The following is a 20,976-nucleotide window of genomic DNA, read 5'->3' as shown; positions in this document are numbered from 1 at the left end:
TGGGGCCGGCCTTTTGCGTTGTGGATCGCTTTGCAAGTGCCGCCTTGTTTCAGGGCAGGGTGACGACGCTGTGAGCAAATTTGGACTGGCCAATTTCCGTAGTCTCGGCTTTATGCCGGCGGCGCCATCGTGCCGCTGGCACTGCCGAAGCCTCTGATTGTTATGCAGAATGTCCAAATGTCCGACCCAAATGACCGACCCAAGTGTCGAACAGGGCAAAAAGTGCTTTGTGGTCAGGCCAAAATTTGCGTAAGTCATGAAGATTGGACGGTGAACCTTCGCCGGATTGGATCGACACGCGCTTTGCCTCAGGTTCGATCAAGTTCCGAGGGGCTGCCGGTCAGCAACGCAATAAGCAGAAGCTTACCTGGAGAGGTTGAATGGGGTCATTTCGAGCAGGTCGTGCGAGCGCAATCATTGCCGCTCCCGTCGCTTGCCTGATCATCGCCGGCACGTTGCCTGCCTTCGCGCAATCTCGGCGGGACGTGATGGTTCTGGATGCGGGCTGGCGGTTCTCGGCAGAAGACGTGGCGGAGGCGAGCGCCCCGGATTTTGCCGACGCGACGTGGACGCAGGTTTCGGTTCCGCATACCTGGAACCGGGTTGGTTATTACAAGCATGACCTTGGCGGCACGAACACGGCCGCGACAGTGGACAAGCGGCAGGGCATCGGTTGGTATCGCCTGCATTTTGCGACGCCGGCGGGCGCCAGGGGCAAGCGCCATTGGCTGGAGTTCGATGCGGCGAGCCGCGTGGCCAAGGTCTGGCTCAACGGGGTTTACCTTGGCGAACATCGCGGCGGGTTCTCGCGCTTCAGGTTCGATGCCACGGCGGCGATGAAGGCTTCTGGAGAGAACGTGCTGGTTGTCCGGGTGGACAATGCACAGCCCAAGGCCGGTGGCTCCACCGCCGACGTCCTGCCGCTTTCGGGCGACTTCTTCGTGCACGGCGGGCTCTACCGGCCGGTGCGGCTGGTGACGACCGCTCCGTTGCATATCGATCTCGCCGATGCCGGCGGCCCAGGTGTGCGCGCGACCACGGTAAAGGCCGACAAGGATCAGGCGCAGGTCGACCTGGTGGTGCGGGTGCAGAACGATACAGCCAAGGCTTCCAAGGCCAGCGTCAGGGTGCGGCTGATCGACCGAGACGGTGCTGAAGCGGCCAGCGCGACAGTTCCGGCGACGCTTGCGCCGGGCAAGGTCGGCGAGGTTGCCGCTAGGCTGACAGTGGCGGGTCCGCACCTATGGCACGGCACTGCCGATCCCTATCTCTACGATCTGGTCACGCAGGTGGTTGCCGCCGATGGCACAGTGTCGGACGAAGTGCGCCAGCCCTATGGTCTGCGCACGATGGCGTTCGATCCAGATCGCGGCTTCATCCTGAATGGCCAGCCCTATCGCCTGCGCGGCGCAGGCTATCATCAGGACCGCGACGGCAAGGGCTGGGCGATTTCGCGCGAGGATGTGGCCGAGGATATTGCGACCCTGCGCGAGATGGGCGCGAACACGATCCGCCTGACCCACTACCAGCACGGGCAGGACGTGCACGATCTGGCCGACCGCGCCGGAATGGTGGTGTGGGACGAAATCCCGCTGGTTTCGGTGTGGACGCTGGGCGGCAGCAAGGTGCCCGATCCGGCGCTGGTCGCCAATGCCAAATCGCAGCTGACCGAATTGGTGCGCCAGAACCAGAACCATGCCGCTTCGGCCATCTGGAGCATCGCCAACGAGGTGGACTTCGGCAATTCGATCCCGTCTTTCATGTTTGGCGGGGCTGATGGGCGCGAGGTCGATCCCATGCCGCTGCTGAACGAGTTGCAGAAGACGGCCAAGGCGCTCGATCCTTCGCGACCGACGGCGCTGGCGACGTGCTGCGAGGCGCGGGCATTCGGCAATGATATCGAGATCCCCACGACGGCCGCGGCAGCGGACCTTGGCGGGGCCAACCGCTATTTCGGGTGGTACTTCGGCAAGCCCGGCGACCTCGGGCCGCATCTCGATGGACTGCGCGCCAAGCGGCCGCAGCAGCCGCTGGCCGTGACCGAATACGGCGCCGGCGGCGCGCTGACCATGCACACCGACAATGTGCTGGGCGGGCCGGCCGATTCACGCGGCGCGGCGCAGCCGGAGGAATACGAGAGCCATATTCACGAAACCGCGCTGGCGCAGCTGGACGCGCGGCCCTGGCTCTATGCCACGTGGCTGTGGAACTCGTTCGACTTTGCCACGACGGTGCGGACCGAGGGCGATGCGCAGGACATCAATACCAAGGGCCTGATCGCCTACGACCACAAGACCCGCAAGGACGCCTTCTGGTTCTACAAGGCGAACTGGAACCCCGAGCCGATGGTCCACATCACCTCGAAGCGCTATGTCGACCGCGCCTATCCGGTGACGGACGTGAAGGTCTACAGCAACACCGCGAGCACCGAGCTGCTGCTCAATGGACGCTCGGTGGGGGTGAAGAGCGATTGCCCGCAGAAGGCCTGCGTGTGGAGCGGCGTTCGCCTGGACGAGGGCAGCAATGCGCTGGTGGCGCGGGGCGTCCACGCGGGCGGCACGGTCGAGGACAGCGCACGCTGGATGCTGGCGCCGGAGACTGCGCGGCGCTTCGTGATCGATGCCGGAACGTTGCTGGCGGCGAAGAGCGAAGGGCGCGTGCTGGGTTCGGACAACTGGTTCGAGGGCGGGCAGGCGGGTTCGCTCGACAAGCCGGCCAACTTTGGCAAGCCTGCGGTGCCCACCGCGATTGCCGGAACGACCGACCGGGCCGCGCTGGCGACTTATCGCAGCGGCACCTTCTCCTACCGCGTGCCGGTGGCTGACGGGCGCTACAAGGTGACGTTGTGGTTCGCCACCGCGCCCACGCAGAAGCCGGGCACGTTCGAGGTGAAGAGCGGCAATAAGACGCTGTTGCGCAAGTTCCAGCCAGCCATTCCGGCGAGCGGGGCGGTGGCTGAAGCGCGGACCTTCACGGTCAAGGCAAAGGGCAGCCTCGCGCTCGACTTCATCAGCGGCACTACCGATGCGCGGGTCTCGATGATCGAGATCGAGCGGCTGCGCTGACCTCAAGGCAACGGACAGAAGCTATGCTCAGGAAACTTCCGCTGCGCTGGTGGATCATCGCGCTGATCACGCTCGGCACGATATTGAACTACCTGGCGCGCTCGACGCTGTCGGTAGCGGCGCCGACGCTCAAGACCGAGTTTGCGATGACGACCGAGCAGTACAGCTGGGTCGTGCTCGCGTTCCAGGCGAGCTACACGGTGATGCAGACGGTTGCGGGCGCGGTGCTGGATGCGCTCGGCACGCGGCTGGGGTTTTTCCTCTTCGCCGTGGGCTGGGCGCTGAGCAACATGGCGCACGCCTTTGCCACGGGTTGGATGAGCCTTGCCTTCTTCCGCTCTCTGCTGGGCGCGAGCGAGGCGGCGGCGATCCCTGCTGGCACGAAGACCGTGGCGCAGTGGTTTCCAGCGAAGGAAAAGCCGCTGGCCACCAGCCTGTTCCAGATGGGCACGAGCGTGGGCAACATGATTGCCCCGCCGCTGGTGGCGTTCTGCATCCTGGCGTGGAACTGGCAGGCGGCGTTTCTGGTGACCGGGGCGCTGAGCCTCGTCTGGGCCGGAATGTGGTGGGTCGGCTATCGCGATCCCGCCGTCCACCCGCGCCTTTCGCAGGCAGAGCGCGATGCCATCGTGGCGATGAACCAGCCCGATGCGACCAAGCCGGCAACCAAGGGGCAGGTGCTGCGCAGCCGCTCGTTCTGGGCGATTGCCGTGCCGCGCTTCCTGGCCGAACCGGCGTGGCAGACCTTCAACTTCTTCATCCCGCTCTACCTCGTGGCGGTGTGGAAGCTGGATCTCAAATCCATCGCGCTGTGGGCTTGGCTGCCGTTCCTGGCGGCAGACTTCGGCAGTCTGGCTGCGGGGCTGCTGCCGCCGTGGCTGATGAAGCGCGGTTCTTCCATGCTGTCATCGCGCAAGATCACGATGACGATGGGGGCGCTTTGCATGGTCGGGCCTGCCTGTATCGGGCTTGCCACCTCGCCCGAGATGGCCATTGCCCTGTTCTGCATCGGCGGGTTTGCGCACCAGCTACTCAACGGCGCGCTGATCACGCTGTGCGCCGACGTGTTCGACAGCCGCACTGTCGGCACGGCCAGCGGCATGGCCGGGACCTCGGCATGGGTCGGCGGCATGCTGTTCACGCTGCTGATCGGCCAGAGCGCGGACGTGTTCGGTTACAACCCGCTGTTCGTGGCGCTGGCAGGGCTTGATCTGCTGGCGGCGGTGGTGCTGTGGAGCCTGTTGCGGGCGAGGCCTTAGGGGGCCCACATGGATGCCGCACAGGCGGGATGACCGCTGTTGTAGGTCGTCAACAGGAGCATTGAATGGCGGGAAGGGTGGGAAGAGGTCATGCACTTCAAGGCGCAACAGCTCCGTATACTCCAAAAACTTCGTCAATCTGCCCTTCGGTTGATCGCCAACGAACAGACCAAAGTGTTTGGATAACTATGCCCCATCGGACTGAAGCGCTTAGCCATCCGTCATAGAATAGGCGTTCATCGACGATGAAGCCTTGTCTCTTCAACTCCTTAATCATGCAATTTCGTCAGATCCGATAGGGAACCGTGTTCGCAGGCGTTCCGTGAAGGTTATCTCACCCTCGCTGCCCCCCGGAAGATCGCGGCCAAGCTCAGGAATTCGAGGGTATGGCCAACGCATTCAACCACTTCTCACGCTAAACCTTTGTCTGCAATGGGGTCGTGTCCTGACAGGCAACATTTGGTCGCAAAGGCCTGAAAGCTGCCCTTCGCCGCCGACTTGAACCAACGGCAGCTATTGGCTCACCCGCCTTGTCGCCCCAACGACCGCTTAGGGGTGGTCAGCTGCCATCGCGCCGGTATGGGCGAATCCGCTTCATACGCCGCGCAAGTGGGTAAGGTTGCCGCACCTCGAACCTGCTCAATTCTTTAGCAGCATCCTTGTCGCCGCCCCTTGCAGCACGTTGCAGCCATTTACGGTATCCAGGAAGGTCACCTGCATAGAAGAGTGTGAGAGCGAGATTTTGGGCAGCGTTGACTTCGCCCCGTTGGAAAGCGCGATACATCAAACCGGCTGGACTGGTCGCGTCGCTGAAGCGCCCAAGGTCTGCTCTCTTTCCCGTATCCGTCTTGCGAGCCGCAAGGCTAAGCATTGCAGGACCGTATCGCTTGTGAGCAAGCATTTGCAAAATCGGCATTCCAAAGCCATTTGACTTGCCGGCCAAAATTGCTTCAGCGCGGCTGAAAAGTCGGTCGGATCTGTCGCTCATCAAGCAATGTTAGCCTGAATCCAGACGTCCGCAATGGCGTCGTGTCCCGACAGTCCGCTTTTAGCGAAGACCGGCGGATAGCTGACGTTTCCAGCTATGATGACATTCGTCCACGCGCCCTAGCAGTCCCGCGGCGGGATCGCGCCTCTTCGCATGATGGTCCAGCCTGCCAGCGCGTGCCCCGCTACCGCAGCCTGTGCTGGTTCTTCGCCACGCAGGCGCGCACCGAGGTAGCCTGCGTTGAAGGCGTCGCCGGCGCCGCTGGTATCAACGGGCTTCAGGACTTCGGCAGGAGCGAGGATCTGGCCATCGGGTAGGCGGCAGCCTTGCGCGCCGAGCTTGACGATGGTTTCGCCGCAGCCAAGGCCTTGCCAGTGGGCGGCGACGGTAGCGGCATCTGCCTCGCCCGAGAGCATGGTTTCATCCTCGAGCGTGGGCAGGCCGATGCTGGCGACGGCGATGGCGGTATTGCGCGCGGCTTGGGCAGTTTGCCGGTCGGGCCAGAGGCGCGGGCGGTAGTTGCCGTCGAAGGCGATGAGGCCGCCCTTGGCGCGGACCTTGCGGGCGAGGGCAAGCAGGGCCTCCCTGCCGTTTTCGGGCAGGATGGCCAGCGATATCAGCGAGAAGGCAAGCAGGTCAGCTGCTTCGGCATGGGCCAGGGCGGCCTCGATGCCGTTGCAATCGAACAGAGCGCGCGCCGCGCTTTCGCCGCGCCAATAGGTGAAGCTGCGCTCGCCCGCATCGTCGCAGGTGATCGCGTAGAGGCCGGGATTGCGCGCAGGGTGAGCGAGGACAAGGCTGGTGTCCAAACCTTCGGCCGCCCACTGCGCCTTGATATCCGCGCTGAACGGATCGGTGCCGAGCGCGGTCAGATAGGCGGTCTCCACCCCGCTGCGGGCGAGGTGGATCGCGGTGTTGAGCGTATCGCCGCCATAGGCGAGGCGCCAGAGGCTGCCGTCCTGCGACAGCTCCAGCATCGCCTCGCCGACAAGGACTGCGCGCATCAGCGGCAGGCCGGGTTGGCGGCGCCGGGCATGGCGTAGAAGGCGATGGACTGGCCGGGCAGGGTGACCTTGCCGTTGACCGCCGTGCCTTCGAGGCCGGTCAGCTTGTAGTCCGCAGACAGGGCAGGGGCCTTGCCGTTGACCAGCACCGCGCGGGTGTCGAGCGGCTGCCCGGTCATCGTCCAGCCCATGCCCTTGCCGCCGAGGTTGACGCGCTGCGCGGCCTCGCCAGTATTGAGCGCCATGACAGTCACGCCACCGGGCTGGCCGGGCATGCAGTGGGCATAGAGCCGCAATGCGGGCGAGGGCGATGCCGGCGAGGCGAGCACGGTGCTGCCCATCGTGCGCTTCCATAGCACAGCGGCCCAGTAGTTGGGACGGGGCGTCAGGGTATCGCGGTCGATCAGGGCATAGTCGCTGGCGGCGAGCGTATTGTGCATGACCACCTGCAACCCTTGCTGCGCCAGCGCGGCGTTCTGGTTGAGGTAGCGGAAGGTGTCGAGGAAGGTCGAGGCCCATGGGCTGCCACCACAGGCGGCCTGAGCGGTTTCGGTGTTCCACATCGGCTTGCCGGGCTCGAACCGGTCGCGCAGCGCGGCGTAATAGCGGTAGTCGCGCACGGTCATGTCGAGCCACTTGGCGGTGAGCGCGTCGGCCTTTTGTGCAGTGCCGATGCCAAGGCCCGCGCAGCGCTGCGAGACGCTGCCGTAGAAGTGGTAGGAGACCCCGTCCACGCTGTTCGGGTTGGCCTGCATCATGTCTTCGCTGCTGACGTGGGTGCCCATTTCCGCGGGCACGGGCACGTCCTTGAGCAGACCAGCCTCACCAACACCGCCGGCGCCCAGAATCTTCATCTCGGGCACGGCCTTGCGCGCCCAATCGCGGAACAGGCGGAATTCGGCGCCGTAGTTGGCAGCGGTGTAGCCCTTGGGCATCTGCGGCGCGGCGCTGGGCATGTTGGCTTCGTTGAAGAACTCGGCGGCGTAGAGCGAGCCGCCCGCCTCGCGGGTAAGATCAACCAGGCGCTGCGCTTGCGCTGGCGTCCACACGCCATTGGCATCGCGCGTACCGTTGCTGACGGCAAAGCTGGTGACGATGGGGGCATCGACGGCCTTGGAGAAGGCGACCACGTTCTTCCACTGATCGCGGGTGAGTACCTGTACGAAGCCTGCGGGCGGGGCGGAGAGATGTTCGCCTTCGGCTTCAAGGTAGGTGTTATTGGCCCAGGTGCCGCTGACCCGCACGAGGCTGGGGCCGAGTGCCTTGGCCAGCGCGACGAGCTTGGGATCGGTCAGGTCGATCGGCGGGCGCTGGCGATAGCGTTCGTCCGCCGGGCCGCCATAGGGCGCCCAGAAGCGGCCGCCGGTCACTTCGACCATCTCGATGTTGTAGGACTGATAGCGATCGCTGACGGTACCGACCTTCGCGAGCCTGGCAAGCTGGAGCGAGGGGGCGGGAACGGACGTTGCGCCGGTCAGGGCAACCATGGCGGTCGCCGCAAGAAATGCCTTCTTCATGATATCCTCACTGTTGTCGTTGTTGTCCTACCAGTTCCACATTGTTCCGTCTTCGAGCCGTGCGACGGGGAGGTATGCTGGTTTGTAGGGGTATTTGGCGGCGAGATTTTCGTCGATGTCGACGCCGTGGCCTGGGGTATCGCCGATGAAGAGTTCGCCCTTTTCGAAGTGGTAGTCGTGGGGGAAGACTTCGTCGGTTTCGGGGGTGTGGCGCATGTATTCCTGGATGCCGAAGTTGGGGACCCAGGTATCGAAGTGGAGGGCGCAGCCCATGGTGACGGGCGAGAGGTCGGTGGCGCCGTGGCAGCCGGTGCGGATCTGGTAGAGGCTGGCCAGATCGGCGATGCGGCGCAGGTGGGTGAGGCCGCCGGCACCGACGACGGTTGCGCGGATGTAGTCGATCAGCTGGTTCTGGATGAGATCCTTGGCATCCCAGATGGTGTTGAAGATCTCGCCCACGGCCAGCGGGGTGACGGTGTGCTGGCGCACCAGCCTGAAGGCTTCCTGGTTCTCGGCCGGGGTGCAGTCCTCCAGCCAGAACAGCTGGTAGGGCTCGAGCATCTTGCCAAGGTTGGCCGCTTCCTGCGGGGTGTAGCGGTGGTGGCCGTCATGCAGCAGGTGATGGTCGAAGCCGTAGGTCTTGCGCAGCTCCTCGAACATCTTCGGCACATAGTTCAGCGCCTTGCGCGTGTCCCACCCCGTGACCGAGGGCAGGGCAGCATCGGCCGGTTCGTAGTAGAGCTTGCCGCGGCCCACGCCATAGGCATCCTTGATGCCGGGCACGCCGGTCTGGGCGCGGATCGCCTTGTAGCCCATGTCGATGTAGTGGCCGACCGCTTCCACCGTCTCGGCAATGTCCGCGCCGTTGGCATGGCCATAGACCATGATCCCGTCGCGGCTGCGGCCGCCCAGCAACTGGTAGACCGGCATGCCGGCCATCTTGCCCTTGATGTCCCACAGCGCCATGTCGACCGCGGCGATCGCGCGCATGGTGACAGGTCCCCGGCGCCAGTAGGCCCCGCGATAGAGATACTGCCAGATGTCCTCGATGCGGCGCGGGTCCATGCCGATGAGGCAGGGGATGACGTGTTCTTCCAGATAGGCGACGACCGAAAGCTCGCGGCCGTTGAGGGTGCCATCGCCGATGCCGTAGACGCCCTGGTCGGTCTCGATCTTCAGCGTCACGAAGTTGCGGCCCGGGCAGGTGACGATGACGCGGGCGGCGGTGATTTTCATGGGGGACACTCGCTAAGGACAGGCGGATTGTGGTAATACCGATTGACGGACCGGTTTCGGTCTGTCAAGTTTCTTGAATTGGTAATACCAGAAAGTTTCCATGACAACTGGCAAATCACACGACCGGCTCTATCAGGATCTCGCCCGCTCGCTGCTCGATGAACTGGCCAGCGGGCGCTATCCGGTGGGCAGCCGCCTGCCGGCCGAGCGCGACCTTGCGCTGCGCTACGAGGTGAGCCGGCCGACGGTGCGCGAGGCGATCATCGCGCTCGAAGTGCAGGGGCTGGTCGAGGTGCGGGTCGGCTCGGGCGCCTATGTCAAGCGGCTGCCCGGCGAGAACGACCGTCCCGGCTTCAACGTGACCGCGTTCGAACTGACCGAGGCGCGGCTGCTGTTCGAGGGCGAGGCAGCGGCACTGGCCGCCACGCAGATGACCGACGAGGACCTTGCCGAGATCGAGGTGCTGGTCCAGCAGATCGCCGAGGAGAACCGGAGCCCCAACGGCACCGAGACCGCCGACCGCGCGTTCCACCTCGCCATTGCCAAGGCCACGCGCAACGTGGCGGTCTACAACACCGTGGCGCAGCTGTGGGACCTGCGCGGCACATCGCCCGAGGCCGCGCTCCTGCACGAGAAGGCCCGCCACGCCAACATCAAGCCGGTGGTCGAGGAGCATACCGCGATCCTCGAGGCCCTGCGCGCGCGTGACCCCAACGCCGCCCGCACCGCCATGCGCACCCACCTCTCCGCCGTGCTCGACGGCCTCCTCTTCGCCACCGAAGAACGACTCCTCGCCGAAGCACGAAGAGCAACACAAGCCAAACGCGATCGCTACGCCAAAGCCACGGCGTGACGGTGGAAAGGCGCGCGCAGACTGCGCAGCTTTGAACGGATGAAATGCGAGACCTTGGAATGACGGCACCGTACCCGGAGCTTGATCCGGATCTGGTCTATGACCTGCTGGTCATCGGCGGCGGCATTAATGGAGTGGGCATTGCCCGCGATGCCTCGGGACGCGGTCTTCGCGTTCTGCTGGTCGAGCGCGACGATCTTGCCGCGCACACATCATCGGCGAGCACCAAGCTGATTCACGGCGGCTTGCGCTACCTTGAGTACTACGAGTTCCGGCTCGTACGGGAATCGCTGCAGGAGCGGGAGCGGCTGATCAGGATTGCTCCGCACATCAGCTGGCCGCTGCGCTTCGTGCTGCCGCAACCCAAGGGTGGGCGGCCGGGGTGGATGATCCGGATCGGGCTGTTCCTTTATGACCACATCGCCGGGCGGCACAGCCTGCCCAAGTCGCATGGGGTGAACCTGCGCGAACCGCAATGGGGCAAGGGGCTGAAGCCGGGGCTGTCCAGGGGCTTCGTCTATTCCGACGCATGGGTCGATGATGCGCGCCTCGTCGTGCTCAATGCCATAGACGCGGCGCAGCGCGGAGCGACGATCCTGACCGGGGCCGCAGTCACGGGGGCGGAGCAGCAGGGCGATGCCTGGACGGTGGCCCTTGAACCCAACGCCGATGCGCCGCAACCAGCCATCGCGGCGCCCTGCACGGTGCGCGCCCGCACGATCGTCAATGCTGCCGGCCCATGGGTGGCGAGCATGCTGGGCTCGGTCGCGGGTGCGAAACGCGATGGGGCGATCAAGCTGGTCAAGGGCAGCCATATCGTGGTGCCGCAGATCTATCCGGGCGACCATGCCTTCATCCTGCAGCAGGACGACGGCCGGATTGTCTTCACCATTCCCTATGAAGGTCAGTTCACGCTCGTCGGGACGACCGACGTTGCCGTAGGCGAGGACGAGCGGGCGCGGCCGAAAATCAGTGCGGAAGAGGTCGAATATCTGTGTGCGGCCTCGAACAGGTACTTCGAGCGGCAGATTGCGCCTGCCGATGTAGTCTGGACCTATTCGGGCGTGCGTCCGCTGTTCGACGACGGGCAGGAGGATGCCAAGGCCGTCACCCGCGATTACGTGCTGAAGCTGGGACGCTCGGAGGGACCGCAGGTGTTGAGCGTCTTCGGCGGCAAGCTGACGACCTATCGGCGTCTTGCCGAACATGCGCTCGATGATCTGAAGCCGTGGCTGGCCGGATCGGGAGATGCCTGGACGGACCTTTCGCCGCTCCCGGGCGGTGAGCTTGGCGCGGCCGGTTTCGATGGGTTTCTGAAACAGGCCCGCGAGCGGTGGCCCTTCGTTCCAGCCGCAACCATGAAGCGCATGGCGCACGCCTATGGCACGAGGCTCGCCATGATCCTCGGGGATGCGCAAGGTTGGCAGGACCTTGGCACCGATTTCGGCGGAGGCCTGACCGAAGCCGAGGTGCGCTATCTGCAGACCCACGAGTGGGCGCGCAGCGCGGAGGACGTGCTGTGGCGGCGCAGCAAGCTCGGCCTCACCGCTGCGGCAGACGTGGCCGAGAAGCTGGCGTATTGGTTCAAGGCGAACGCCTGACAAGGGTCTTGGGGGAAATGGGAATGGGTGATCTCGTACTGGCGATAGACCAGGGCACGACCTCGACACGCGCCCTGGTGTTCGATGCCTCGCGGCGCGTGGCGGCGAGTGCGCAGCGCGAATTTGCACAGCACTATCCGGCCGATGGCTGGGTCGAGCATGATCCGGAGGAGATCTGGCGCGATACCCTGCAGACCTCGCGCGAGGCCCTGGCCAAGGCCGGTGCAAGCGCCGACGATATTGCCGCGATCGGCATTACCAACCAGCGCGAAAGCGTTGTCCTCTGGGACCGGGCGACGGGCGAAGCGCTGCACAACGTGATCGTCTGGCAGGATCGGCGCACCGCGGATACTTGTGCCGCATTGCAGGCGCAGGGCCATCAGGCGTTCGTTCACGAAAAGACCGGCCTGCTGCTCGACCCGTATTTCTCGGCGACGAAGATTGCCTGGCTGCTCGATACTATCCCCGGAGCGCGCGAGCGTGCCGAGAAGGGAGAGCTGGCCGTCGGCACCATCGACACATTCCTGCTGTGGCGGCTGACCGAAGGGCGCAGCCACAAGACCGATGTGACCAATGCCAGCCGGACGCTGCTGTTCGATATCGTGGAGCAGCGCTGGTGTCCCGAACTGCTTGAACTGTTCCGGGTGCCTGCCGCGCTGCTGCCCGAAGTCTGCGCCAGTGCCGCCGACTTCGGCATGACGAGCCTGCTTGGGGGCAGCATCCCCATCTGCGGCATTGCCGGAGATCAGCAGGCAGCCCTGGTCGGTCAGTCCTGCTTTGCGCAGGGTCAGGCCAAGATCACATATGGCACCGGCGGCTTCATGCTGCTGAATACCGGCACGACCGTGGCGCGTTCGCGCAGCCGCCTGCTCAGCACGATCGCGTATCGGATCGATGGCGAAACGCACTATGCGGTGGAAGGCTCGCTTTTCGTGGCGGGCGCAGCGATCAAGTGGCTTCGCGACGGGCTGGGCATCATCGTCGAGGCGAAGCAGACGCAGGAGATGGCGGCGCGACTGCCAGACAACGGTGGCGTATACATGGTGCCAGCTTTCGTCGGCCTGGGCGCGCCGCACTGGTGCACTGAAGCCCGGGGCATGCTCGCCGGCCTGACCTTTGATTCGAGCGCCGCGCACATCGCCCGCGCGGCCCTCGAGTCGGTGGCCTTCCAGACAGCCGATCTGGTTGCCGCGATGGAACAGGATGGGGCCGGGGCGCTGGCATCGTTGCGCGTCGATGGCGGGATGGCGGCAAACGACTGGTTCTGCCAGTTCCTGGCGGACATCCTCGACATTGTTGTCGAGCGTCCTGCCAATCTCGAGACGACGGCTCTGGGAGCAGCGATGCTGGCCGGGCATCGGTGTGGTGGCTGGCCGGACGTGCTGGATGGGGCCGCGGCTGTCGAGGGTCTATCGAGATTCGAACCGGCGATGGAAAGCAATCAGCGAGAGCGTCTGAGGAGCGAATGGCGGGCTGCTATCCGCCGTGCCACGCTGACTTGAGATGTGGCGGATCCCGGAATCTGGCCTGACCAAACCTGCCATTGCTGCTCTGTTTCGCGTTTGCAGCGCCGGCTTCTGGGCGGAATCGGGCAACAAAACTCGATTGAATACCACTTTGAATGAAACATCTGACCAATATACGGGCTTACCTGTAAAACCAGTCTTGCATCTGGCTAGGCCATTTGGTAATAGACCTGCGTTCGAGGCGGATAACAGTCCGCGCATGAGGAGGGGTTTCATGAAGTGCATCCGTAATTCACTTGGTGTCAGCGTCATGGCCATGGCGATCGCCTTTGGCGCGCAGGCCGCATCGGCGCAGACTGCAGCGGAAGACGCCGCTCCTGCCGACACCGGCGAAATCATCGTGACTGCGCAGAAGCGCGCTGAAAACGTGCAGAACGTCCCGCTGGCCGTGTCCGTTGTCGGTCCGACGCAGCTGGCTGCTGCCGGCGTGCGTGACTTTGGCGACCTCGGCAAGATCTCGCCCTCGCTGACCATTCGCCCTGCCGAGCATCCGGTCAACGCCAACGTCTCGCTGCGCGGCGTCGGCACGTTCGCTTTCGGCATCGGCGTGGAGCCGAGCGTTGCCGTGCTGGTCGACGAAGTGCCGCTGGCCTTCCAGGCTCGCGCGTTCAGCGACCTGCCCGATATCGAGCGCATCGAAGTGCTGCGTGGCCCGCAGTCGACACTTTACGGCAAGGCGGCTTCGGCCGGCCTGATCAACCTGATCACGCGCAACCCCACTGACGAGCTGAAGATCCGCGCCAACGCCACGGCCACCACCGACAGCGAATATGGCGCCAACTTCAGCGTTTCGGGTCCGATCAGCGACACGCTCGGCTTCGTGGTTTCAGGTGCCTATTCCAAGTGGGATGGCAACGTCCGCAACCTGTTCAACGGTAAGAAGGTCAACGGCCGCGAATCCGGCAGCGTTCGCACCAAGCTGCGCTGGGAGCCTTCTTCCGATGCCAGCGTGACGCTGTCGCTCAACTACATGAGCGGCAATACCACGGTGGGCCGCCCCTATATCCGCATGACCGAAGGCCTGCGCTTCCGTGGCACCGGCCAGCTGGCGACAGTCGTCATGCCAGGCGTCAAGCCGGGGCCGGAAAACACCAACATCAGCAACAACTACAACGCCCGTACCAACTACGAAGGTGGCGGCGGCAACCTGCGTGGCGAATTCACGCTGGGCGATCACACGCTGGTTTCGATCACCTCGTACGACAGCTTCGAGCTGAACGATTACTTCGACTCGGATGAAACCTCGTCGAGCCTCGCCTCGGAAAACAACATCCAGACCGGCACCTTCCGCTCGAACCTGTTTACCCAGGAAGTGCGCCTGCTCTCGGACGGTTCGAAGCCGTTCCGCTACACCGTGGGCGCCTACTACGCGAACGTGGACTTCGAGCGCCCGTTCTATCGCGGCCCGGCGTTCTCGCTGGCCAACTGGTTCGCCACCTCGAAGTCCAGCCAGATCGCTGCCTTCGTGCAGGCTGACTGGCAGTTCATGCCCAATGCAACCTTCACCGGCGGCGCGCGCATCCAGAACGAGCGCATTGGCTATACCTTCAAGGATATCCAGAACGGCAACGCACAGTTCGCCGGCAACGCCTCTGACACGGCTGCAACCTATCGTGCCAGCCTGCGCTATGAGTTCACGCCGACGATCAGCGCATTTGCGACCTACTCGACCGGCTACAAGGGCCAGACCTACGACCTGACCACCGGCTTCAATGCAAACCGGGCCAATGCCGGTCCGATCAAGCCTGAAACATCGCGCGACATCGAATTCGGTCTGCGCACCCAGCTCTTCGATCGCAAGCTTACCTTCAACGTCACCTACTTCGACACGACCTACAAGAACCTGCAGGCGCAGGCTGTGGAAGTGCTGCCTGACCTGACCACCAACTTCCGCCTGACCAACGTCGGCAAGCTGGGCACGAAGGGCGTGGAAATCGATGCGGGCTTCCGTCCGAGCGACCTGTTCAACCTGAACACCTCGATCGCGGTGCTCGATGCCAAGTACATCAGCTTCCCGTCGTCGCCATGCTTCCCGAACCAGTCGGCGGCACAGGGTTGCGATCGCACGAAGTCTCCGGCCTTCCAGAACCTGACCGGCGAGCGCGCCGTCCAGGCGCCGAGGCTGAAGTTCAACGTGACCGGCGAAGTGACGCCTTCGCTAACGGAAAACATCCGCGGGTTGATCCAGGCAAACGTCCAGTACACCGGTAGCGTGTTCTACGTGGCGCGCGATCCGCAGACCTTCCAGAAGGAGTTCACGATCGTGAACCTTTCGGTCGGCGCGCGCGATGAAAGCCGCAAGTGGGAAGTGGCGGCATTCGTCAACAACCTGTTCGACGTGCAGTACTACCCCTCGCTGATCAATAACTCGGGCGTGTGGGGCGGCGGCAGCAATATCGCTACCGCAGCAATTCTCCCTCGTGATTTCCGCCGCTATGGCGGGGTTCGGGCCAGCCTGAACTTCTGATCACGGATGGCCGGGCGCGATAAGCGCCCGGCCATTTTTCTTTAAGGACTGCGACCGGCCAAGCACTGCAAGAGCAGGCCCGGTGGCGGATAAGCGCCCGATAAGTACGGCAGGAGAGAGCATGCGCGTGGCACGGTTCGATCAAGCATTTCTCGGCCCGCTTCTGGCGGGCGCATTTGCATTCGCGACGCAGGCTCTTGCCGCGGAGTCCGTCTTCACGACGCTGCCGCTTGCCACTGTCGATACCGCGCCATTGCTCGTAGCGGCCGACATGCGCGATGGCGTGGACCTATCGGGCGAATGGAACTGGTCGATCGATCCCTACCGATCGGGAATTGCCGGCTTCCATGGCGAAGCGCCCAACCGGACCGAGCAGCGCTGGCTCGACATCGATGTGCGCAAGACGCTGGCGCAGGACAACCGTGAGCTGTTCGAGTTCGATCTTGACCATGACCGCAAGGTCAAGCTGCCGGGGTCGTGGCTCGCTGCCTCGCCGGAAATGCGGCATTATCAGGGCCTCGTATGGTATCGCCGTCATTTCGACAGTCCGGCGGGGCGCAAGGGCCGTTATTTCCTGCGTTTTGGCGCTTCGAACTATGCCACGGTCGTCTTCGTCAACGGTCAGCCGGTCGGTCGGCACGAGGGCGGCTTCACCCCCTTTGCCTTCGATGTGACCCGGCTGCTGCGTGATGGCGACAACCAGATCACCATCGGGGTCGATTCTGCGGCCACTGCCGCTACCGTGCCGCCGCCGGTCACCGACTGGGAAAACTATGGCGGCGTCACGCGCGACGTGAAGCTCGTCCACACCAGCGACACTTACGTCGACAGCGCCTGGGTGCGGCTGACGCGCGAGGGCAAGATCGCCGTCGATGCGCATCTCGATGGACCGGCGGCGGCGAACCAGCCGGTGCAGCTGAAGGTCGCCGGGCTGCCGTTTGACCTGAAAGGTCGAACCGACGCGCAGGGCAACTGGCGCGCCACGGCGGCTGCGCCGCGCGCCTTGATGCGCTGGACGCCCGAGAACCCGAAGCTTTACGACGTTACGCTGGCAGCGGGCGATGACACATGGCGCGACCGGGTCGGTTTCCGCACGATCGAGCGCAAGGGTGCGGACATCCTGCTCAATGGCAAGCCGGTGTTCCTGCGCGGCATCTCGATGCACGAGGAAGAGATCGCGGCGAACCCCGCCCGCGTGATCACGCCCGACAATGCGCGGGCGCTGCTGGGCGAGATCAAGAACGGCCTCCACGGCAATTTCGTGCGCCTTTCGCACTATCCCCATTCCGAAGTGATGACCCGCACCGCCGACGAGATGGGGCTGCTGGTGTGGAGCGAGGTGCCGGTTTACTGGATGGTGGCATGGTCCAACCCGTCCACGCTGGCGACGGCGCGCAACATGCTGGCCGAGAACATCCTGCGCGATCGCAACCGTGCCTCTGTGGTGATCTGGAGCGTTGCCAATGAAACGCCGGTAAGCGATGCGCGCAACGCCTTCCTTCGCACGCTGATCGGTGACGTGCGGCGCCTCGATCCCAGCCGCCTTGTCAGCGCGGCCCTGCTGGTCGAGCGCGACAAGGCCGCTGCGGTGCCGACCATGACGATGGCCGATCCGCTGGCGGACGATCTCGATATCGTGTCGATCAACACCTACAACGGCTGGTACACGCCCGACCGTCTGGCCGATCTGCCCAGGAGCGTGTGGAAACTGCCGGCCGACAAGCCGCTGATCTTTTCGGAGTTCGGTGCCGACGCCAAGGCCGGGTTCCACAGCCCGGACGGCATGCAGAAGTTCTCGGAAGAATTTCAGGCCGAGTTCTATCGCAAGACACTGGAAATGGCCGACCGCGTGCCGACCTTGCGCGGAATTTCACCATGGATCCTGAAGGACTTTCGCTCGCCGCGCAGGCAGAACCCGGATTTCCAGATGGGCTGGAACCGCAAGGGCCTGATTTCCGAGACGGGTCAGCGCAAGCAGGCGTTCAGCGTGCTTGCGGAATACTTCGCGCGCAAAGCCGGAGAGCCCAGCAAGTGAAGCGTCTTTCTGCCCTGATACTCAGCCTCGTTGCCGTCCCGGCGCTCGCCGCACCGGGGGACTGGGTCAAAGGGGTGCTGCCCGTGGCAACGCCTCCTGCAATGGCCAGCGTCGATCTGCCGGTGACCCTCCCGCGCGCCAACCCGGCGCATGAGGCCTGGGCCCAGCAGACGCCCGACCAGCGGCTGGTATACAATGTGAGCAAGCCGCAGCTGATCGTCTGGCCGAGCAGCCTGCCGGCCGATGCCGAAGCTCCGGCAGTGCTTCTGGTGCCGGGCGGGGGCTTCCAGTTCCTAGCCATGGACAACGAAGGCTTTGATGTGGCTCGCCGGCTCGACAGCTTGGGCGTCCGCGTGTTCATCGTGAAGTACCGCACGCAGCCGGTGCCTGACAGCATCGACGGGTTCAAGGAAGCGCTCGGAAACCTGTTCCAGAAGGGCGCGCCGGTTGACCTGACGAACCGCGACTATGCCGTGGCCGATACGCAGGCGGCGATCAGGCTGGTGCGGAAGAATGCGGCGCGCTGGCACGTCAATGCCGCCAAGGTGGGCATCCTCGGCTTTTCGGCAGGGGCGATGACGACCCTGGCAACGACGCAGGCCAATGCCGCAGACGCGCGGCCGGACTTTGTCGGCATGATCTATGGGCCGACCGAGAAGTCGGAGGTTCCCGCCAACGCCCCGCCGCTGTTCGCCGCCATTGCCGCTGACGACCGCTTCTTCATCAAACAGGATTTCGGGCTGTTCCATGCCTGGCGCCAGTCCGGCGCGAAGGTGGAGTTCCACCTCTACAGCGCGGGCGGCCACGGCTTTGCCTCGCAGCCCAACGGCACGACAAGCGATGCCTGGTTCGACCAGTATGCCCTTTGGCTGAAGGCCAACGGTATCGTCAGCCGCTGACGCCGACTTATCCGATCCACCACTGCCAATGGCAGTTCCAACTACCGGCCCGAGTGCACAGCGCATTCGGGCCGGTTTTTTGTCGGGGTCAGACTTGCCAGTCGACGACCTTGCGAGTGAGCCCCAGGACTTGCGCTGAACGCACCGGCAACGCGTTGCCGTTCACGGAGATAGTGCGCTGCTCGCGCTCGGGCACGGCAAAGGACAGGACCGGCGAGGGCTCGGAACCGGGGCCGCGCCATGCTGCCTGAATGTCGATGGTGGTCGCAGAGGTGCGGATGGTCGTCTGCCACATCGGCGGCTGCGCCGGATCCGGCCACGCATCGCCAGCTTCGTCATAGCCGGTCCACTCGAGGCGGCTGTCGCCCGGTGCGAGCATCAGCAGCACGGCAGGCTGCGGCGCTGGCGGGGCAAAGCCGCCCGGAGCGATGTCAACGAGGTGGGCCGAGCCTTCACGCGCGAGGACAGGCGGAAGTCCTTCTGCCGGAGCGGGCAGGTCATGCACCTTGCCGCCTTCAAGAAGACGGTCGTCGCGCAGGTCGATCCAGCGGGTGGGGCCGGGGAGGTAGGCCTGAACCGAGCCGACGCCCTTGTCGAGCGCCGGGGCGACCAGCAGGTTCGGCCCGAGCATATAGGCGTCGGCGTCGGTCCACGCCTGCGGGTCTTCCGGAAAGTCCAGCCACAGCGGCCGCGTCACGACATCGTACTGAGCGTGATGCCGCCACAGCAGATCGTGCAGGAGTGGCACCAGCGCCCGGCGCAGGTTCATCATGCCGACAATCGCCGGGGTGGTTTCCGGATACATCCACGGCTCGTTTACCGTGCCATCGCTGTTCCAGCTGTGGATCGAGAAGCGTGGCATGAGGATGCCCGCCTGTACCCAGCGCAGCAGCAGTTCCGGCTCGGGTGAGGGGCCGGCAAAGCCGCCGATGTCGTGCCCCGTGTTGGAGACCCCGGACAGGGCGAGGCCCAGCCCCATCTTCTGGTTGTAGCGCAGGGTCTTCCATGCGGTGAAGTTGTCGCCGGACCAGGTCTGCGCATAACGCTGCATCCCGGCCATGCCGCTGCGGGTGACGAGATAGGGACGCTCGTTGGGGCGATAGGCGATCTGCGCGGCGCGGGAAGCGCGCATCATCAGCAGCGTCTGGGTCGGGCGCTCCGCAGCGGCGGGCCGGGGAGACCCGAATCCGGCAAAGCGCGCGCTCTTGTCCCAGATCTCGTATTCGTTGTTGTCGTTCCACGTGGCGCGCATGCCGAAGCTGAGCAGCTGTTCGGTCACCTGCTCGCGCCACCATGCCGCAGCTTGCGGATTGGTGAAATCGAGATAGCTGCCCAGTTCATCCCAGAACAGGCACTCCACCGGCTGGCCGTTCGCGTCGCTGACGAACCATCCTTTCGACGCCAGTTCGGCATAGCGGGGATGGGACAGCAGCAGCGCTGGCTTGATGTTGGGAACCAGCTCGACGCCCGCATCGGCGTAGCTTTTGACGAAGCCCTCGATGTCCGGGAACTTGTCGCGGTTCCAGTTGAACACGTAGCGCTTGTCGCCGATCGAGGTGTAGCCCGATGACAGGTGGAACGAGGTGCAGGGGACGCCGTGCTTTTCGAGGCCTGCCAGAAACTCGCCCATCTGCTCCTGCGCGTTGGGGGCATCGGTATAGAGCATGGTCGAGCCCGAATAGCCGACTGACCAGCGCGGCATAAAGGCGGGGCGGCCGGTCAGCCAAGTGAAGCGCTGAGCCACGGCGGCCGCATCCGGCCCGGCGATGATGTAGTAGTCAAGATCGCCGCTCTCCGCGCGCATATAGCGATAGTGCGGGTGGTAGTTGGAATGTTCGTGCCCGAAATCGAACACCGGATCGGCCAGGGTATCGTAGAACACGCCATGTGCCGCGCCCCCGCCGTCGACCACCAGCACCCACGGGATGGACTTGTAGAGCGGATCGTCGCTCTGCGCGTCGTAACCCATGCAATCGACATTGGTCAGGCGCAGGCGGCGTCCGGCGCGATCCATGTCGCCGCTGCGCTCGCCGAGCCCGTAATAGCGCTCGCCCGGGCGGCGCTTCACGTAGTGGTAGGTTGCCTCGTCCCACCAGCCGAAGTTGTAGGCCTGGGTAGGGCGGTCTTCGGAAATGAGCTGCCAGCCATCCACCGTGGCCTGATGCCAGGTGCAGAGCAGACCATCGGTTCTGATGGTAAGCTTCAGGCGTGACGTAGCGATGACGATCTGGCCGCCTGTGTCCTCCAGCGTAAAGGCCGGGGCGGAAAATCCGCTCGTGTCCATGCGGTCGCGGCCCGGTTCGGCAATGTCTTCGGCGCCCGGCGCTATGGTCCAGCTGGGTGGGGACGTGACTTCGCCATTTGCCAGCAAGAGCACCCGCATCACGTCGTCTTCGAGAACGAAGACGTGGGCCACAGCGGCGGTATCGGAGCCGAGCGTAACGCGCGGCCCGCTGGTTTCGGATACGGAGAAACGTGGCGGTGCGGAGAGGCGGGCGCGGCGGGGAGGGGAAAGGTCGTTCATCA

The 20,976-nt window shown here is 64.5% G+C and carries 13 protein-coding genes; 8 read left to right on the top strand and 5 right to left on the bottom strand.

Annotation, left to right across the window (positions count from 1 at the left end):
• The first annotated feature begins 380 nt into the window (after nt 1-380).
• Both NJ75_RS14270 and NJ75_RS14265 read left to right on the top strand, forming a co-directional pair.
• Nucleotides 381-3,065, top strand: coding sequence for a glycoside hydrolase family 2 TIM barrel-domain containing protein (locus NJ75_RS14270; RefSeq protein WP_052242512.1), 2,685 nt, complete (start codon nt 381-383; stop codon nt 3,063-3,065).
• Between the two features lie 23 nt (nt 3,066-3,088).
• Nucleotides 3,089-4,324 carry an MFS transporter gene (locus tag NJ75_RS14265; RefSeq protein ID WP_039335613.1) on the top strand — a complete coding sequence of 412 codons (1,236 nt, stop codon included), beginning with the start codon at nt 3,089-3,091 and terminating at the stop codon, nt 4,322-4,324.
• 559 nt (nt 4,325-4,883) lie between these two features.
• On the opposite strand, the gene NJ75_RS14260 is transcribed toward NJ75_RS14265, so the two are convergent.
• From NJ75_RS14260 to manD, 4 genes are all read right to left on the bottom strand, one after another.
• Nucleotides 4,884-5,312 carry a hypothetical protein gene (locus NJ75_RS14260; protein WP_039335611.1) on the bottom strand — a complete coding sequence of 143 codons (429 nt, stop codon included), beginning with the start codon at nt 5,310-5,312 and terminating at the stop codon, nt 4,884-4,886.
• 119 nt (nt 5,313-5,431) lie between these two features.
• Entirely contained in the window at nt 5,432-6,316 is an 885-nt protein-coding gene (locus NJ75_RS14255) for a sugar kinase (RefSeq protein WP_039335610.1), read from the bottom strand.
• The gene (locus tag NJ75_RS14250; RefSeq protein ID WP_039335608.1) at nt 6,316-7,833 is read right to left on the bottom strand and encodes a hypothetical protein; all 1,518 of its coding nucleotides are present in this window, start codon (nt 7,831-7,833) and stop codon (nt 6,316-6,318) included. Before NJ75_RS14250 ends, NJ75_RS14255 begins: the two co-directional genes overlap by 1 nt.
• A 27-nt stretch (nt 7,834-7,860) precedes the next feature.
• On the bottom strand, nt 7,861-9,069 hold the full coding sequence (gene manD / locus NJ75_RS14245) for a D-mannonate dehydratase ManD (protein WP_039335606.1): 1,209 nt from the start codon (nt 9,067-9,069) through the stop codon (nt 7,861-7,863).
• A gap of 100 nt (nt 9,070-9,169) precedes the next feature.
• On the opposite strand from manD, the gene NJ75_RS14240 reads away from it, so the two are divergent.
• From NJ75_RS14240 to NJ75_RS14215, 6 genes are all read left to right on the top strand, one after another.
• Nucleotides 9,170-9,922, top strand: a complete 753-nt coding sequence (locus NJ75_RS14240) for a FadR/GntR family transcriptional regulator (protein ID WP_039335594.1) — start codon at nt 9,170-9,172, stop codon at nt 9,920-9,922.
• A gap of 59 nt (nt 9,923-9,981) precedes the next feature.
• Complete coding sequence (gene glpD, locus NJ75_RS14235) at nt 9,982-11,523, top strand: glycerol-3-phosphate dehydrogenase (protein WP_039335605.1); 1,542 nt, start codon at nt 9,982-9,984, stop codon at nt 11,521-11,523.
• A 23-nt stretch (nt 11,524-11,546) separates the two neighbouring features.
• Nucleotides 11,547-13,025 (top strand): glycerol kinase GlpK, encoded by a 1,479-nt coding sequence (gene glpK, locus NJ75_RS14230; RefSeq protein WP_039335604.1) that lies wholly within the window; start codon nt 11,547-11,549, stop codon nt 13,023-13,025.
• A 238-nt stretch (nt 13,026-13,263) separates the two neighbouring features.
• Nucleotides 13,264-15,516 carry a TonB-dependent receptor gene (locus tag NJ75_RS14225; RefSeq protein ID WP_039335603.1) on the top strand — a complete coding sequence of 751 codons (2,253 nt, stop codon included), beginning with the start codon at nt 13,264-13,266 and terminating at the stop codon, nt 15,514-15,516.
• Nucleotides 15,517-15,637: 121 nt separating this feature from the next.
• The gene (locus NJ75_RS14220) at nt 15,638-17,551 is read left to right on the top strand and encodes a glycoside hydrolase family 2 protein (protein WP_082013396.1); all 1,914 of its coding nucleotides are present in this window, start codon (nt 15,638-15,640) and stop codon (nt 17,549-17,551) included.
• Nucleotides 17,548-18,450, top strand: a complete 903-nt coding sequence (locus tag NJ75_RS14215) for an alpha/beta hydrolase (RefSeq protein ID WP_211257944.1) — start codon at nt 17,548-17,550, stop codon at nt 18,448-18,450. The genes NJ75_RS14220 and NJ75_RS14215 overlap by 4 nt, the downstream gene beginning before the upstream one ends.
• An 88-nt stretch (nt 18,451-18,538) precedes the next feature.
• On the opposite strand, the gene NJ75_RS14210 is transcribed toward NJ75_RS14215, so the two are convergent.
• Complete coding sequence (locus tag NJ75_RS14210; protein WP_039335601.1) at nt 18,539-20,974, bottom strand: glycoside hydrolase family 31 protein; 2,436 nt, start codon at nt 20,972-20,974, stop codon at nt 18,539-18,541.
• Nucleotides 20,975-20,976: the final 2 nt, after the last annotated feature.

This window comes from Novosphingobium subterraneum (assembly GCF_000807925.1).
Taxonomy (GTDB): Bacteria; Pseudomonadota; Alphaproteobacteria; order Sphingomonadales; family Sphingomonadaceae; genus Novosphingobium; species Novosphingobium subterraneum.
The sequence above is the reverse complement of the archived record's forward strand: the minus strand, read 5'-3'. Positions and strand labels throughout refer to the sequence as shown.